We start from the raw sequence: 16,033 nt of genomic DNA, 5'->3' as shown, positions 1-16,033 counted from the left end.
TAAGGATTTTACCGACCGGGAAAAACTCAGAATCTTTTACCATCGGCGGCTTAAAACAAAGCGGATCAGGAAAACCAGGTGTTATTTTGCCAGTGCCGACGCCAGATCCACGCCAGCGACAGTCCGCGCAGGGCGAGAAATACGGCCAGCGCCAGCCACAATCCGTGGTTGCCGAGATACGGCACGCTCAGCAGCGTAAGGCCAAACCCCAGCGCCGCCACTGCCATGCTGTTGCGCATTTCAGCCCCCCGGGTGGCACCAATAAACATGCCGTCGAGCAGGTAGCACCAGACGCCCACCACCGGCAAAATCATCTGCCAGACCAGATAGCGATCCGCCAGCTGCTGCAGCTCCGGCAGCGAGGTCAGCAGCGCCACAATTCGCTCGCCGCATAAAGCATAGACCAGCGCAAACGCCAGCGCGACCAGCTCGGACTGGCGGATGGCCGCTTTCCATACCCGCGCCAGCTGGCTGCCGTCCCGGGCGCCGTAGGCCTGACCAGAGTGGGCTTCAACCGCATAGGCGAAGCCGTCCAGCGCGTAGGCGGTAAAGGTGAGCATTGTCATCAGCACGGCGTTGATCGCCACGATGTCGCCGCCGAGCCGGGCGCCGTAAACCGTCAGCGCGCCGAAGCAGAGCTGCAGCAGCAGCGAGCGCAGCATAATGTCGCGGTTGAGGGCCAGCAGGCGGCGGAGGTTGCCGCGCCAGGCATCTTTCAGCAGCGCGAAAGAGATACCGCGCAGGCGCAGCACTTTTGCCACCATCAGCAGCCCCACCAGCAGCGTGGCGTACTCGGCGCACATGGTCGCCAGCGCCGCGCCGCGCACGTTCATCTGCAGGCCCATCACCAGCCACAGATCGAGGGCAATATTGAGCACGTTGCCCACCACCAGCAGGATCACCGGGGCGCGGGCGTACTGCACGCCGAGCAGCCAGCCGAGCAGCACCAGGTTCGCCAGCGAGGCCGGCGCGCTGAGCCAGCGGATTTCCAGAAAGCGCCGGGCCTGCTCAAGCACCGCGTCGCTGCCGCCGACCACGTAAAGCGCGAGTTCGATTAGCGGGCCGCGCAGCAGCACGATAGCTATCCCCGCGCCGAACGCCAGCAGCAGGGGCTGCACCAGCGCCCGGGCGAGAGCGAGGGGATCTTTCGCGCCGAACGCCTGCGCGGTCAGACCGGTGGTGCTCATGCGCAGAAACAGCAGCAGCATAAACAGGAAGCTGGTGGCGGTAGCGCCGACGGCAACGCCGCCCAGATAGACGGCGCTGTCGAGATGGCCAATCACGGCGGTATCCACCAGCCCCAGCAGCGGAACGGTGACATTAGACAGGATCATCGGCAGCGCGAGGCGCCACAGGGCTTTATCCGCGTCGTTGAGCAGAGTCATGGGAAGAGATCGCCGGGGTCGGTAAGCAGGGAGAAATAATATGGCGCCGGAGAGGCGCCATAAACAGGCAGCGTTACTGCCAGTTGCCGTTGCGGATCACGCCGACCGCAAGACCTTCAATGGAGAAGCTCTGCTGGCGAAGATCGACAACGATAGGGGAAAAGTCGCTGTTTTCAGGCAGCAGCTCAACGGTGCTGCCCTGCTTTTTCAGGCGTTTGACGGTCACTTCGTCGTCAATGCGCGCCACCACCACCTGGCCGTTACGCACGTCCTGGGTTTTGTGAACCGCCAGCAGATCGCCGTCGAGAATGCCGATATCGCGCATCGACATCCCGCTAACCCGCAGCAGGAAATCAGCGCTCGGTTTGAACATGTCGGGAGCGACCTGATAATGCCCTTCGATGTGCTGCTGGGCCAGCAGCGGCTCGCCTGCCGCAACGCGGCCGATCAGCGGCAGCCCAACTTCTTCTTCCACCAGCAGACGAATGCCGCGGGAAGCGCCGGAAACAATCTCGATAACGCCCTTGCGCGCCAGCGCCTTGAGATGCTCTTCAGCAGCGTTCGGGGACTTAAACCCCAGGCGCTGCGCAATTTCTGCACGCGTTGGTGGCATGCCGGTTTGAGCGATGTGATCCCGGATGAGATCGAACACCTCTTGCTGCCTGGTCGTTAACGCTTTCATTCCGCCCCCTGGGTGTATATACAGTTATGCTGTGAGTATATACAGCTAATGGTGATTTTGGAACCGCAAAATGCACAAAAAACCAGGCAGTTGTGGCTGTCTGGCGCGAACGGATACCTGATGCGCGGGAAATCATGCACAAAAAGTGCGGAAATATCAGTGGTAGCGCGCCCACAGCAGCATCGCCCAGGTAAAAGCGGCGATAATAATTGCCAGCAGCACCGCCGCAGAGGCCATATCTTTTGCCCGTCCTGAGAGTTCGTGATGCTCCGGGCCGATGCGATCGACCACCGCTTCAATGGCGCTGTTGAGGATCTCCGTTAGCACGATGAGCAGCATGGAGCCAATCATCAGCACCCGGGAGATGGCGTCAACATCCAGCCAGCAGGCCACAATAATCGCGACGACGCTGAGCGCGGTTTCCTGGCGGAAGGCGGCTTCATATTTCCACGCGGCGTGAAAACCTTTCCAGGAGTAGCCTGCTGCTTTGATGATTCGGGTTAAGCCGGTGTTATCATTGGCCATTGGGAAGAACCTTTTCGTTTATTAAGCGTCATATGTTACTGCGCGCCGGGCGAGGCACAACAGAAATCGTCTCTTCTTTCTGTTATCCTTCCGGCGCAATTGCTCGATTAACCAGAGGCTTTACATCGTCTATGTCTGGCTGGCCAAGAATTTACTACAAATTACTGAATTTACCATTAGGCTTGCTGGTGAAAAGCAAGTCTATTCCGGCAGAACCTGCGCAGGAGCTGGGGCTCGACACGTCGCGACCTATCATGTACGTGCTCCCCTATCACTCCAAGGCAGATCTGCTTACCCTGCGCGCCCAGTGCCTGGCGCACGATCTTCCGGATCCGCTTGAACCGCTGGAAATCGACGGGACGCTGCTGCCGCGCTACGTCTTTATCCACGGCGGGCCGCGCGTGTTCACCTACTACACGCCGAAAGAAGAGTCTATCAAGCTGTTCCACGACTATCTCGATCTGCACCGCAGCAACCCGTCGCTCGACGTGCAGATGGTGCCGGTGTCGGTGATGTTTGGCCGCTCGCCGGGGCGCGAGAAGGGCGAGGAAAATCCGCCGCTGCGGATGCTCAACGGCGTGCAGAAGTTCTTCGCCGTCACCTGGCTCGGCCGCGACAGCTTCGTCCGCTTCTCGCCGTCGCTCTCCCTGCGCCGGATGGCCACCGAGCACGGCACCGATAAAATCATCGCCCAAAAGCTGGCCCGCGTGGCGCGCATGCACTTTGCCCGCCAGCGCCTGGCCGCGGTCGGCCCGCGCCTGCCCGCCCGTCACGATCTGTTCAATAAGCTGCTGGCGTCGAAGGCTATCGCCAAAGCGGTAGAAGACGAAGCGCGCAGCAAGAAAATTTCCCACGAGAAAGCGCAGCAGAATGCGGTCGCGCTGATGGAAGAGATTGCGGCGAACTTCTCCTACGAGATGATCCGCCTCACCGACCGCGTGCTGGGTTTTACCTGGAACCGGCTGTATCAGGGGATTAACGTCCACAACGCCGAGCGCGTGCGCCAGCTGGCCCACGACGGCCACGAAATTGTTTACGTGCCCTGCCACCGCAGCCACATGGACTACCTGCTGCTCTCTTACGTGCTCTATCATCAGGGCCTGGTGCCGCCGCACATCGCCGCCGGCATCAACCTGAACTTCTGGCCCGCCGGGCCGATTTTCCGCCGCCTGGGCGCCTTCTTTATTCGCCGCACCTTTAAGGGCAACAAGCTCTACTCCACCGTCTTCCGGGAATATCTCGGCGAGCTGTTTAACCGCGGCTACTCGGTGGAATACTTTGTAGAAGGTGGACGCTCGCGCACCGGCCGCCTGCTGGATCCGAAAACCGGCACCCTGTCGATGACCATTCAGGCGATGCTGCGCGGCGGCTCGCGCCCGATTACCCTGGTGCCGATCTACATCGGCTACGAGCACGTAATGGAAGTAGGCACCTACGCGAAAGAGCTGCGCGGCGCAACCAAAGAGAAAGAGAGCCTGCCGCAGATGCTGAAAGGCCTGAGCAAGCTGCGCAATCTCGGCCAGGGCTACGTTAACTTCGGCGAACCGATGCCGCTGATGACCTACCTCAACCAGCACGTTCCGGAGTGGCGCGAGTCTATCGATCCTATCGAAGCCACGCGCCCGGCCTGGCTGACGCCGACGGTGAATAATATCGCTGCCGACCTGATGGTGCGCATCAACAACGCCGGGGCGGCCAACGCCATGAACCTGTGCGTAACCGCCCTGCTCGCCTCGCGCCAGCGCTCGCTCACCCGCGAGCAGCTGACTCAGCAGCTGGAGTGCTATCTGCAGCTGATGCGCAACGTGCCGTACTCGCCGGATTCAACCACGCCGTCAGTGAGCGCCAGCGCGCTTATCGATCACGCGCTGCAGATGAACAAGTTCGAGGTGGAGCAGGATACCATCGGCGAAATTATCGTTCTGCCGCGCGAGCAGGCGGTGCTGATGACCTACTACCGCAACAACATCACCCACATGCTGATGATCCCGTCCCTGCTGGCGGCGATTGTCACCCAGCACCGCAAGATTAGCCGCGCCGAACTGGTGACCCATGTGGAAATGCTCTATCCGATGCTGAAAGCCGAGCTGTTCCTGCGCTGGGACAGCGCCGAGTTGGCGGGGGTTATCGATCTGCTGCTGGCTGAAATGCAGCGCCAGGAGATGATTTCGATTGCGGACGACGCGATAAGCGTTAATCCGTCCCACGCGCGCATTCTCCAGCTGCTGGCCGCCGGCGCCCGGGAAACGCTGCAGCGCTACGCCATCACCTTCTGGCTGCTGAGCGCCAATCCGTCCATGAACCGCAGCACGCTGGAGAAAGAGAGCCGCACGCTGGCCCAGCGCCTGTCGGTGCTGCACGGTATCAACGCGCCGGAGTTCTTTGATAAAGCGGTATTTAGTACGCTGGTGCTGACCCTGCGTGACGAGGGCTATATCAGCGATACCGGAGATGCGGAACCGGAAGAGACGATGAAGGTGTACCAGATCCTGGCGGAGCTGATCACCTCCGACGTGCGCCTGACGATTGAGAGTGCTACGCAGGACGCGGTGTAACGCAAACTGCCCCGGCCTGCCGCGCGGTAACGCGCGTTCAGGCCGGATGCCAAAACAAAAAACGCCCGGCGGGCGTTTTTTTTAGCGCAGGAAACTGACCGCCAGACCGACAAACAGCGCCAGCCCAACGTAGTTATTGTTGAGGAACGCCTTAAAGCAGGCATCGCGATCGCGGTGTTTAATCAGCTGCTGCTGGTAGATAAACAGGCCTCCCGCCACCGCAATTGCCGCGTAGTACGGCCATCCCAGACCGCTCAGCGCACCTACCGCGGCCATCAGCGCCATCACCACCACCTGCAGAATGCCGATAATCAGCTTGTCGTACTGGCCGAACAGAATGGCCGTCGACTTCACGCCGATTTTAATATCGTCGTCCCTGTCCACCATCGCATACTGGGTGTCGTACACCACCGACCAGCAAATGTTGGCGAGGAACATCAGCCAACAGCTCAGGGGCAGGGTTTGGCTAACGGCGGCGTACGCCATCGGGATCGCCCAGCCGAACGCGGCACCCAACACCACCTGCGGCAGATGGGTGTAGCGCTTCATAAACGGATAGACCCACGCCAGCGCCAGGCCGCCCACCGAGAGCACAATGGTCATGGTGTTGAGCGTCAGCACCAGCAGAAACGACAGCACCACCAGCACCACAAACAGGGTGCGGGCCTCTTTCTCGCTGACGTCGCCACTGGGCATTGGCCGCCGGGCGGTACGCTTAACGTGGCCGTCGATTTTGCGGTCCGCGTAGTCGTTAACCACGCAGCCGGCGGCACGCATCAGCCACACCCCCGCCACAAACACCGCTAAAATCCACACCGGCGGCACCCCGGGGGTTGCGACCCACAGCGCCCACAGGGTGGGCCACAGCAGCAGCAGCGCGCCGATAGGCTTGTCGGTGCGCATCAGGCGGTGATAGGCCAGCAGCTTATTCTGCGTCAGACTCCTCTCCATATTCTCCTTCCTCTCAGTACAGCGGCGATGCAGGTAAAAAAAGTTCGGTCAGCAGCAGCGGCTTGCCGCCCAGGCGCAGGCGCGAGCGGCGCCCCCACAGTTCATCACATCTTCCCACCTCGATAAAATCCCGCGTCAGGGACGAGGCGGTGAACAGGTAGCGGCCCAGCGGCGTGTTGCCCAACTGCTTCAGGGCCAGTTCCGGCCCGTTGAGTGTAGACTCAGGCACCACCGTTCGCCCGGCCAGCCACGGTTCGCCGTCGGCGCAAAGCAGGATTTCCCGCAGCCAGTAGCGCGGTTCCTGGCCGAGCAGCGGCTGCTCCAGCGTTATGTCATCCGGCCCAACCCAGGATTCACCCAGCATCGTGACGGTGATGCGCTTTCCCTGCTGTTCAAAACGTTGGGTCATCGAGTCCTCGTGCAGCAGCCAGTCCAGCTGGCGCGCGTCGGGAGGGGGAGGGGTTGCGTCGTAGCGTAGCGCGCGCAGCTGCGCCAGCGCGGGGTGTGGCATGGCTGTCTCTCCGGTACCTGATCAGAAGGCATTGTATCTCAGAAACGGCGCGGCGAAAGGAGTAAAGGGCAATATACGATCGTTGTAGCAACACCCGTGCAACAACTCAGCGAAATGGCGTAGCAGAATCCGTCCAGCACAAAAAAAGGCGCACCCGCCCGGGCGCGCCTAATGGCTAAGGCCAAACATCAACAATGCGGGGTGCGATCACCCCTTGCCTTTTACACTGCTGATAAAGGTGGAACGCGCGGAGGTCGAGCCGAGGCGCTCGGCTTCGTTCAGCAATTTCAGCGCTTTATCAATATTGCCCTCTTTCACCGCCTGCTTAATGGCGCGGTTGAAGTAGGTTTCAGTGTCGTTAAGGACCGGCGCGGCTTTTGCCGGCGCAGAGGCCGGGGCTGGCGCGGCGACAGGTGCGGGCGCTGCCGCGGGCGCGCTGTAGGCCGGTGCCGCGGTATTGCCGACGGTAACCGGCGCCGGGCCGGAGGAGCCGAACAGCGGGCCGACCAGCACGCTGGAACTGGTATTAGTTTTCACTTTCAGCTTCACCACGCCGTCGGTGGTGTGGCGGGCGATCGGGTCAGGAATATCCGGCACCGCGTTGCCGGTGCCTTTGGCGTAGGCTTTGGCCGGATCGAGCAGCGTGGTGGTTTTCTGCAGATCCTGGGCGGTGGTGAAGACCAGCACGTAAATTTTCTGCTGGCCCAGCGCCGGGGTCAGGCGCATCACGCCCTCAAGACGATCGGCGCTCATCACGCCCGGCTCCTGATACGGGAAGTAGCTGCTGGGGAAGAAGGCGGACGGCGTCATGTTCTGATCGAGGATCAGCACGTTCGGTGCGAAGACGCTGGCCTGCTTATTCACTTCGCTGGTCAGCGTCAGGGTTATCTCGCCGATATTGGCCGGGACGCTGTAGGCGGCCACCGGCCCGGAAATACCGGGGACGTTAAGATGCTGCCCGCCGGTTGCGAGCGGCGTGGTCTGGGTTTTGGATTGATCCACCGGCGTCCACACCAGCTGCTGCAGGGCAGCGGCGGGAATGGCCGGGGCGGCCGTGGTGTTCTGCGGCACCACGTTAACATCGGCAAAGCTGACTGCCGGAGCGCAGGCCATCAGGCCGGCGGAGAGGCAGAGGGCAACGAGCGTTTTATTCATTTTCATTGTTATCACCTCAAAGCGGGGCGCAGCGGTAGCCTGGCAATAGCGCGCTGGGCCGAAGGAGAGGGGCTTGCGCCCCTCTTTGGTTCAGGCATGACAGTGGGTTAACGGACGATTACCACCAGATTTCCATCTGGGCACCGAAGGTGACTTCGTCGTCGTTGCCGCGGCTGGTGGTATTAAAACCGGAGCCGTTAGCGGCAGCGTAGCGGGTCGCAGAGTCGCCGGTTTTCACGTAGCCCCAGTTCTCATCCCACTTGGCGTAGGTGGCGAACACGCGGATAGCCGGACGGGACCAGATGCTGTCCCCCGCCTGCCACTGCTGCGCCAGGGTAATTTTGTACTGGCCGTTGCGCTTGTCGGCCTGCTCGGACTTGACGTTGTCGTAGCCCACTTCCAGCAGGGTGCTCATGATCGGCGTCCATTTGAACATCGGGCGCACGCCGACGGTCCACCACTTGGTGCCCATCTTGTTGTCCAGATTCACGTCCTGGTACATGCCGACGTACATCAGATCCCAACGGTCAGAAAGAGTGATCGCCCCGTGATCGAGCACGCGCCACAGGTGTCCGTCGTTGTTGATATTGCGATCGATAGCGTCAGAGAACGATCCCTGCGGGATCCCTTTGCCCTGCGCGGTCATCGCGTCGGTGCCGTACTGCAGCACAAATTTGTTGTAGCCCTTGAGCATGCTCTGGGTATGCTCGGCGGTGAACAGCCAGCCCTTCTTGCTGGCGCCGTCCGCCAGCTTGTAGTGATCGGTGGTGTTGGTGTGGCCGTAGTCAACGCCCAGCTCCAGCACGCCGTCCGGGTTGGTTTCAATGCCTGCCAGGCGCACGTCGAACACGTCGTTGGCGGTGTCTTTCACTTCTTTACGCGCGTCGTCGCTGCGGAAGGAGGTAGAACCGCCGGATTCCTGAGAGCGGGTCGCCGCTAAAGAGAGTTTACCGAAGCCGAGATCGATATTTTCGATACCCGCGCCCGGGCCGGAGATATCCCAGTAGTAGAAGTCGATCATGTGAACATCATGACGCTGATAGAAGCGCTTACCGGCCCAGATGGTGGAGCCCGGCAGCCATTCGATCAGGTTTTTACCCTGCACGTTAGCTTCGCGGAACGCCGGGTCGGTTGCTTCCCAGTCGTTCTGCTGTGCCACGGAGTACGCCACGTTAGTGTCGAAGTAGAAGCTCTTATCGCCCTCCTTCCACACTTCCTGGCCCAGCTTCAGTTCGGCATAGGTTTCACATTCGTTACCGAGGCGGTATTTGCTTTGCGCCCCGGTTGCCTGGAAACACTTCTGCTCGCCGCCGCTGCCGGTCCAGCCGATACCGGAACGGGCATAGCCGTGGAAATCCACCGCCAGCGCCTGAGCTGACAGCACGCCTGCCGCGACGGCCACCGCCAGAGGAAGTTTGCGCAGAGTTATCATCATTTTCTCCTGAGATCGTTGCTTTTCTTTGGACACTTCCCCCTTCTCCAGGAAGGGCTTTGTGCTTTTATTGTCATTGGGAAGCCTTATACGCCCGGCTCTTTATGCAGCCGACGACAGGCCGTACCGTCCTCGCGGAACAGATGACAGCGCTCTGGCGGCAAACCGATGGCGAATGTGGCTCCCTCTTCTACCAGCACCACGTCGGCCTGGCGGTACACCAGGTTTTGACGAATTGCGGGGATCTGGATATGAATTTGCGTTTCATGACCGAGCTGCTCGACCACCTGCACGTCGCCTTCAAGAGTGACGTCGGCGATCTCGCTGGGCAGCAGGTGCTCCGGACGAATGCCCAGCGACATGTTGCTTCCCGGCTGCACGCCGCCGCTCTCCACCGGCAGCCAGATTTGCTGGCGGTTGGGCAGCTCAACCTGCACCTGATCGATAGCGGTGGCGGTGACTTTCACCGGCAGGAAGTTCATTTTTGGCGAGCCGATAAAGCCCGCCACGAAGCGGTCGGCCGGATAGTGGTACAGCTCCAGCGGCTTACCCACCTGCGCCACGCGCCCGGCATCCAGCACCACGATTTTGTCGGCAAGGGTCATCGCCTCCACCTGATCGTGGGTGACGTAAATCATGGTGCGGCCCAGGCGCTTGTGCAGGCGGGAGATTTCAATGCGCATCTGCACGCGCAGCGCGGCGTCGAGGTTGGAGAGTGGCTCATCGAGCAGAAACACCCGCGGTTCGGCCACCAGCGTTCGCCCGATAGCCACGCGCTGGCGCTGGCCGCCGGAGAGCGCCTTCGGCTTTCTGTCGAGCAGGTGCGCCAGTTGCAGCACTTCCGCCACCTGGTTGACCCGCTGCTGGATCAACGCTTTGTTCGCCCCGGCAAGCTTGAGGCCGAACGACATATTCTCGGCGACAGAAAGATGGGGATAGAGCGCGTAGGACTGGAACACCATGCCGATACCGCGCTCCGCCGGCGGCGTGTCGTTCATCCGCTTATCGCCAATCAGCAGCTCGCCGCTGGTGATGGTTTCAAGCCCGGCGATCATGCGCAGCAGGGTTGATTTGCCGCAGCCCGACGGCCCGACAAACACCACGAACTCGCCGTCGGCGATGTCGAGATTGATATTTTTCGACACCACGACGTCGCCCCAGGCTTTTGTCACATCTCTAAGCTGAACGCTCGCCATGCCCTTCTCCCTCATTCCTTCATGTTGGCCCGACTATGCGTTATCGCCGCCCGGCGTAAATCCTCCACCCGGGCGCTTTTTTGTGGGGGAGGAGGCGGGAGGATGAGGAGGTCGGAGGGATTTGGCCGCGCGGCGGGGCTGGCGAAAAATCGTGATGCCGCCTGCAAAATTCAGCGGGGTTTTATGTGCGCCAGGACTCATAACGGCGATTTATGCAATGCAGATCACACAAAGCGCCCCCGGGGCGTAGGCGCGGGGAGGATGGAAAGAGGATGTCATATAAAGAAACTAAACGACGTTAAGCCACCGAAGCATATCCACGAGCACATCATCAGAAGGATGGGAGATATGAAAATGAAAACCGGCGCGCGCGTTCTCGCGCTGTCTGCACTGACCACGATACTGTTTTCCGCCTCTGCCCTGGCAAAGATTGAGGAAGGGAAGCTGGTCATCTGGATCAACGGCGATAAAGGCTATAACGGCCTCGCAGAGGTTGGTAAGAAATTCGAAAAAGATACCGGCATTAAAGTCACCGTTGAGCATCCGGACAAGCTGGAAGAGAAATTCCCGCAGGTCGCCGCCACCGGCGACGGCCCGGACATTATTTTCTGGGCCCACGACCGCTTCGGCGGCTACGCCCAGTCCGGGCTGCTGGCAGAAATCACGCCGGACAACGCCTTCCAGCAGAAAATCTATCCGTTCACCTGGGACGCCGTGCGCTACAACGGCAAGCTGATCGCCTACCCGATCGCGGTGGAAGCGCTGTCGCTTATCTACAACAAAGACCTGGTGCCCGAGCCGCCGAAAACCTGGGAAGAGATCCCGGCGCTGGATAAATCCCTGAAGGCGAAAGGCAAGTCGGCGCTGATGTTCAACCTGCAGGAGCCGTACTTCACCTGGCCGCTGATTGCCGCCGACGGCGGGTACGCCTTCAAGTTTGAAAACGGCAAATACGACGTGAAAGACGTCGGCGTCGATAACGCGGGGGCGAAAGCGGGCCTGAACTTCCTGGTCGACCTGATCAAGAACAAGCACATGAACGCCGATACTGACTACTCCATCGCCGAAGCAGCTTTTAACAAGGGCGATACCGCGATGACCATTAACGGTCCGTGGGCGTGGGCGAACATCGACAAGAGCAAGGTGAACTACGGCGTTACGCTGCTGCCGACCTTCAAAGGCAAAGCCTCTAAGCCGTTCGTGGGCGTGCTGAGCGCCGGTATCAACGCCGCCAGCCCGAACAAAGAGCTGGCGAAGGAGTTTCTGGAAAACTATCTCCTGACCGATCAGGGTCTGGAAGAGGTGAACAAGGACAAGCCGCTGGGCGCCGTGGCGCTGAAATCTTACCAGGAGAAGCTGGAAAAAGATCCGCGCATCGCAGCCACCATGAGCAACGCCAAGTCCGGCGAAATTATGCCTAACATTCCGCAGATGTCGGCCTTCTGGTACGCGGTACGCACGGCGGTGATCAACGCCACCAGCGGACGCCAGACCACCGATGCCGCGCTGAAAGATGCCCAGAGCCGCATCACCAAGTAGTGTTGTCACCTCCCCGCTCCCGGCCCTGCTTCTGTATGCAGGGTCGCGGCGGCGGGGAATGTACTAAACAGGCCGCAGCTGTAAGTTAAGGAAACTCTCCATGGATGTTGTTAAAAAGCGTCACTGGTGGCAAAGCAGTGCCCTGGCATGGTCCATCATCGGACTGCTGGGCGCGCTGACCGGCTATCTTATTATTTTGATGTACGCCCAGGGGGAGTACCTGTTTGCCATCATGACGCTGATTTTAAGCTCTGCTGGCCTCTACATTTTCGCCAACCGCAAAACCTACGCCTGGCGCTACGTCTATCCGGGCCTTGCCGGAATGGGGCTGTTCGTCCTGTTCCCGCTGATTTGCACTATCGCTATCGCCTTCACCAACTACAGCAGCACCAACCAGCTCACCCAGGAGCGGGCGCAGCAGGTGCTGATGGACCGCTCTTATGAGGCGGGCAAGGCCTACAGCTTTGGCCTCTATCCGGCGGGCAGCCAGTGGCGGCTGGCGCTGACCGACGGCGACAGCGGTAAATACTACGTCTCCGACGCCTTTACCCTCGGCGGCGAGCAAAAAATCGTGCTGAAAGAAGCCGCGGCCCTGCCGGACGGCGAGCGCGGCAACCTGCGGGTTATTACCCAGAATCGTCAGGCCCTGAGCCAGCTCACCGCCAGCCTGCCTGACCACAGCAAGGTAGTGATGAGCTCCCTGCGCCAGTTCTCCGGCACCCGCCCGCTCTACACCCTGACCGACAGCGGCGATTTAACCAACAATCAGACTCGCGTTACCTACCGGGCCAACAACCACGTCGGCTTTTATGAGTCGATTAACGCCGACGGCAGCTGGGCCGGCGACAGGCTGAGTCCGGGTTATACCGTCAGCATCGGCGTGGATAACTTCACCCGGGTCTTTACCGACGAAGGTATTCAGAAGCCGTTTATGGCGATTTTCGTCTGGACCGTGGTGTTCTCGATACTGACGGTGATCCTCACCGTGGCGGTGGGAATGGTGCTGGCGTGCCTGGTGCAGTGGGAATCCCTGCGCGGCAAGGCCATCTACCGGGTGCTGCTGATCCTGCCCTACGCCGTGCCGTCGTTCATCTCGATCCTGATTTTCAAGGGCCTGTTTAACCAGAGCTTTGGCGAGATCAACATGATGCTGAGCGCACTGTTCGGCATCAAGCCGGCGTGGTTCAGCGATCCGACCACTGCCAGAACCATGATCGTGATTGTGAATACCTGGCTCGGCTATCCGTACATGATGATCCTGTGTATGGGCCTGCTGAAAGCGATCCCCGAGGATCTGTATGAAGCCTCGGCGATGGACGGCGCGGGCCCGTTCCAGAACTTCTTTAAGATAACGCTGCCGCTGCTGATCAAGCCGCTGACGCCGCTGATGATCGCCAGCTTCGCGTTTAACTTTAACAACTTCGTGCTGATCCAGCTGCTGACCAACGGCGGCCCGGACCGGCTCGGTACCACCACCCCGGCGGGCTATACCGACCTGCTGGTGAGCTACACCTACCGCATTGCCTTCGAGGGCGGCGGCGGGCAGGACTTCGGGCTGGCGGCGGCAATTGCCACGCTGATCTTCCTGCTGGTGGGCGCGCTGGCGGTCGTGAACCTGAAAGCCACGCGGATGAAATTCGATTAACAGCCTGTCGCGCTCTGCGCCCCGGACCGCGCCGTCGTCCGGGGCCGGCGCGGCACCGGAGTAAGCCTGCCGGGCAGGCATTGAGGGAGAAAAGTTATGGCAATGGTGCAACCAAAATCGCAGAAGCTGCGGCTGTTTACCACCCACCTGCTGCTGCTGCTGTTTATTGCCGCAATCATGTTTCCGCTGCTGATGGTGATTGCCATCTCCCTGCGCGAGGGGAATTTCGCCACCGGCAGCCTGATCCCGGAGACCATTTCCTGGGAGCACTGGAAGCTGGCGCTCGGCTTTAGCGTCGAGCACGCCGACGGGCGGGTAACGCCGCCGCCGTTCCCGGTACTGCTGTGGCTGTGGAACTCGGTGAAGATCGCCGGCATTACCGCGGTGGGCATCGTGGCACTCTCCACCACCTGCGCCTACGCCTTTGCGCGGATGAAATTTCCCGGCAAGGCAACGCTGCTGAAAGGGATGCTGATTTTCCAGATGTTCCCGGCGGTGCTGTCGCTGGTGGCGCTGTACGCCCTGTTTGACCGCCTGGGCCAGTACATTCCGTTTATCGGCCTCAACACCCACGGCGGGGTGATCTTCGCCTATCTCGGCGGTATCGCCCTGCATGTGTGGACCATTAAGGGCTACTTCGAAACCATCGACAATTCGCTGGAAGAGGCCGCCGCGCTGGACGGCGCCACGCCGTGGCAGGCGTTTCGCCTGGTGCTGCTGCCGCTGTCGGTGCCGATCCTGGCGGTGGTATTTATCCTGTCGTTTATCGCCGCCATTACCGAAGTGCCGGTAGCCTCGCTGCTGCTGCGCGACGTGGACAGCTATACGCTGGCGGTGGGTATGCAGCAGTATCTCAATCCGCAGAACTACCTGTGGGGCGACTTTGCCGCCGCGGCGGTGCTGTCCGCCATTCCGATTACCGTTGTTTTCCTGCTGGCCCAGCGCTGGCTGGTGAACGGACTGACCGCCGGAGGCGTGAAGGGCTAAGTTTCATCATTGTTATTGCCACTGCAGTTATTGCCACTGTTATTTGCTTCATTTGATCCTGTAAGACCGTTTGTCGCGATGGCTTCCACCATCGCGATTTTTTTTGACTACAGTATTTCCCACAGCAGCCAGACAAAGGCGAAGCCGCTCAGGCCCATCACCGTCGTCAGCACCGTCCAGGTTTTCAGTCCGTCCGCCACCGACAGGCCGAGATAGCGGGTTACTACCCAGAATCCGGCGTCGTTGACGTGGGACAGGCCCAGACCGCCGAAGCAGGCTGCCAGCGTCACCAGCACCCGCTGCATGTCGGTCACGTCGCCCACCGCCTGGCTCAGCAGGCCGCTGGTGGTGAGAATGGCCACAGTGGCCGAGCCCTGCGAAGCGCGCAGCGCCAGCGACAGAATAAACGCCGCCGGGATCAGCGGCAGATGCAGGGTTTCCAGCGTCAGGGCCAGCGCCTTGCCGACGCCGGACTCCACCAGCACTTTGCCGAACGCGCCGCCCGCGCCTGCCACCAGAATAACGCTCGCCGAGCCGGGAATCGCGTTGCCGGTCAGCGCCTCCAGCTTGTCTTTACTCCAGCCGCGGCGGATACCCAGCAGCCACGCCGCCAGCGCAAGGGCAATCAGCAGCGCGACCGGCGGGTTGCCGATCACCATCATCACCGAGCGCAGCGGGTTGCCGTCTGCCAGAATCGAGTGCGCGAGGGTGCCCAGCACGATCAGTACAATCGGCACCACGATCAGCCCGGCGATCGTCATCGCTCCCGGCGGCGGCACCTCGGACTTTGGTTTCGCCTCCGGATCGGCGGGATCGGCCAGCTGGAGCTGCTCCAGAACATCAAGGGAGAGGTGATACTGGCGGCGGTTCATGGCTTTTGCCACATAGTAGCCCACCGCCCCCACCGGAATGGAGACCAGGATCCCCAGCATCATCAGCCAGCCCATATCGCTGTGCAGGATCCCCGCCGCTGCCGCCGCGCCCGGATGGGTTGGCAGCGCCACGTGTACCGTCAGCATGACCCCCGCCATCGGCAGCCCGAACTTCATTGGCGAGACGCGGGCCACTTTGGTAAAGCCGTAGATCAGCGGGATCACGATGATGAAGCCCACTTCAAAAAAGACCGGGATCCCGAGAATAAAGGCCGCGATGGTCAGCGCGGCGACGGTGCGTTTCATGCCCAGCGATTTGCTGAAGTGCTGCGCCAGGGACTCCGCGCCGCCGGAGGCTTCAATCACCGCCCCGAGCATCGCCCCCAGCACGATAATAATCGTAATGTGCCCCAGCAGGCCGCCCATCCCGCTGAAGATAGTTTCCATGATCTTATCCGCCGGAATGCCGGTGGCGATCGCCACCAGCAGGCTGACCACCAGCAGGGCAACGAAGGGATGAACTTTGGCTTTGATCACCAGCAGCAGCAAAATCAGTATGCTGGCGGTAGCAATGGTTAACAGCATCGCGGTAGACATT

13 protein-coding genes are annotated in these 16,033 nt (G+C 60.8%); 4 read left to right on the top strand and 9 right to left on the bottom strand.

Features of this window, described 5'->3' with window-relative positions; genetic code table 11:
- Positions 1-65 precede the first annotated feature (65 nt).
- The 3 genes from dinF to QZ766_RS00800 all read right to left on the bottom strand — a co-directional run bounded on the left by dinF (position 66) and on the right by QZ766_RS00800 (position 2,592).
- Positions 66-1,385: an MATE family efflux transporter DinF gene (dinF, locus tag QZ766_RS00810; RefSeq protein ID WP_297196256.1), complete on the bottom strand. Its 1,320-nt coding sequence runs from the start codon at positions 1,383-1,385 to the stop codon at positions 66-68.
- 73 nt (positions 1,386-1,458) lie between these two features.
- Positions 1,459-2,067: a transcriptional repressor LexA gene (gene lexA, locus QZ766_RS00805; protein ID WP_297196255.1), complete on the bottom strand. Its 609-nt coding sequence runs from the start codon at positions 2,065-2,067 to the stop codon at positions 1,459-1,461.
- A 156-nt stretch (positions 2,068-2,223) separates the two neighbouring features.
- Positions 2,224-2,592 (bottom strand): diacylglycerol kinase, encoded by a 369-nt coding sequence (locus QZ766_RS00800; protein WP_297196254.1) that lies wholly within the window; start codon positions 2,590-2,592, stop codon positions 2,224-2,226.
- A gap of 131 nt (positions 2,593-2,723) precedes the next feature.
- Here QZ766_RS00800 and plsB point away from each other — a divergent pair, with 131 nt between their 5' ends.
- Positions 2,724-5,147 carry a glycerol-3-phosphate 1-O-acyltransferase PlsB gene (gene plsB / locus QZ766_RS00795; protein WP_297196253.1) on the top strand — a complete coding sequence of 808 codons (2,424 nt, stop codon included), beginning with the start codon at positions 2,724-2,726 and terminating at the stop codon, positions 5,145-5,147.
- An 81-nt stretch (positions 5,148-5,228) separates the two neighbouring features.
- Here the strand turns inward: plsB and ubiA are convergent, their stop codons facing one another.
- From ubiA to malK, 5 genes are all read right to left on the bottom strand, one after another.
- The gene (gene ubiA / locus QZ766_RS00790; protein WP_297196252.1) at positions 5,229-6,098 is read right to left on the bottom strand and encodes a 4-hydroxybenzoate octaprenyltransferase; all 870 of its coding nucleotides are present in this window, start codon (positions 6,096-6,098) and stop codon (positions 5,229-5,231) included.
- A gap of 13 nt (positions 6,099-6,111) precedes the next feature.
- Entirely contained in the window at positions 6,112-6,609 is a 498-nt protein-coding gene (gene ubiC, locus QZ766_RS00785; RefSeq protein WP_297196250.1) for a chorismate lyase, read from the bottom strand.
- Between the two features lie 207 nt (positions 6,610-6,816).
- Positions 6,817-7,770: a maltose operon protein MalM gene (gene malM, locus QZ766_RS00780; RefSeq protein WP_297196249.1), complete on the bottom strand. Its 954-nt coding sequence runs from the start codon at positions 7,768-7,770 to the stop codon at positions 6,817-6,819.
- 112 nt (positions 7,771-7,882) lie between these two features.
- Positions 7,883-9,199, bottom strand: a complete 1,317-nt coding sequence (locus QZ766_RS00775; RefSeq protein WP_297196247.1) for a maltoporin — start codon at positions 9,197-9,199, stop codon at positions 7,883-7,885.
- Positions 9,200-9,282: 83 nt separating this feature from the next.
- The gene (gene malK / locus QZ766_RS00770) at positions 9,283-10,392 is read right to left on the bottom strand and encodes a maltose/maltodextrin ABC transporter ATP-binding protein MalK (RefSeq protein ID WP_297196245.1); all 1,110 of its coding nucleotides are present in this window, start codon (positions 10,390-10,392) and stop codon (positions 9,283-9,285) included.
- Positions 10,393-10,740: 348 nt separating this feature from the next.
- Between malK and malE the strand changes: the two genes are divergently transcribed.
- The 3 genes from malE (at position 10,741) to malG (ending at position 14,563) form a co-directional block, all read left to right on the top strand.
- Positions 10,741-11,931, top strand: coding sequence for a maltose/maltodextrin ABC transporter substrate-binding protein MalE (gene malE, locus QZ766_RS00765; RefSeq protein ID WP_297196243.1), 1,191 nt, complete (start codon positions 10,741-10,743; stop codon positions 11,929-11,931).
- Between the two features lie 100 nt (positions 11,932-12,031).
- A complete protein-coding gene (gene malF, locus QZ766_RS00760) occupies positions 12,032-13,576 on the top strand; it encodes a maltose ABC transporter permease MalF (RefSeq protein ID WP_297196241.1) in 1,545 nt (514 codons plus the stop codon).
- A 96-nt stretch (positions 13,577-13,672) separates the two neighbouring features.
- Complete coding sequence (malG, locus tag QZ766_RS00755) at positions 13,673-14,563, top strand: maltose ABC transporter permease MalG (RefSeq protein ID WP_297196239.1); 891 nt, start codon at positions 13,673-13,675, stop codon at positions 14,561-14,563.
- Between the two features lie 107 nt (positions 14,564-14,670).
- Here the strand turns inward: malG and QZ766_RS00750 are convergent, their stop codons facing one another.
- Positions 14,671-16,032 carry a GntP family transporter gene (locus tag QZ766_RS00750; protein WP_297196238.1) on the bottom strand — a complete coding sequence of 454 codons (1,362 nt, stop codon included), beginning with the start codon at positions 16,030-16,032 and terminating at the stop codon, positions 14,671-14,673.
- Position 16,033 lies beyond the last annotated feature (1 nt).

It is taken from the genome of uncultured Pluralibacter sp. (genome assembly GCF_913775985.1).
In the GTDB taxonomy this organism is placed as follows: domain Bacteria; phylum Pseudomonadota; class Gammaproteobacteria; order Enterobacterales; family Enterobacteriaceae; genus Pluralibacter.
This window is presented reverse-complemented; position numbering and strand designations above follow the sequence as displayed.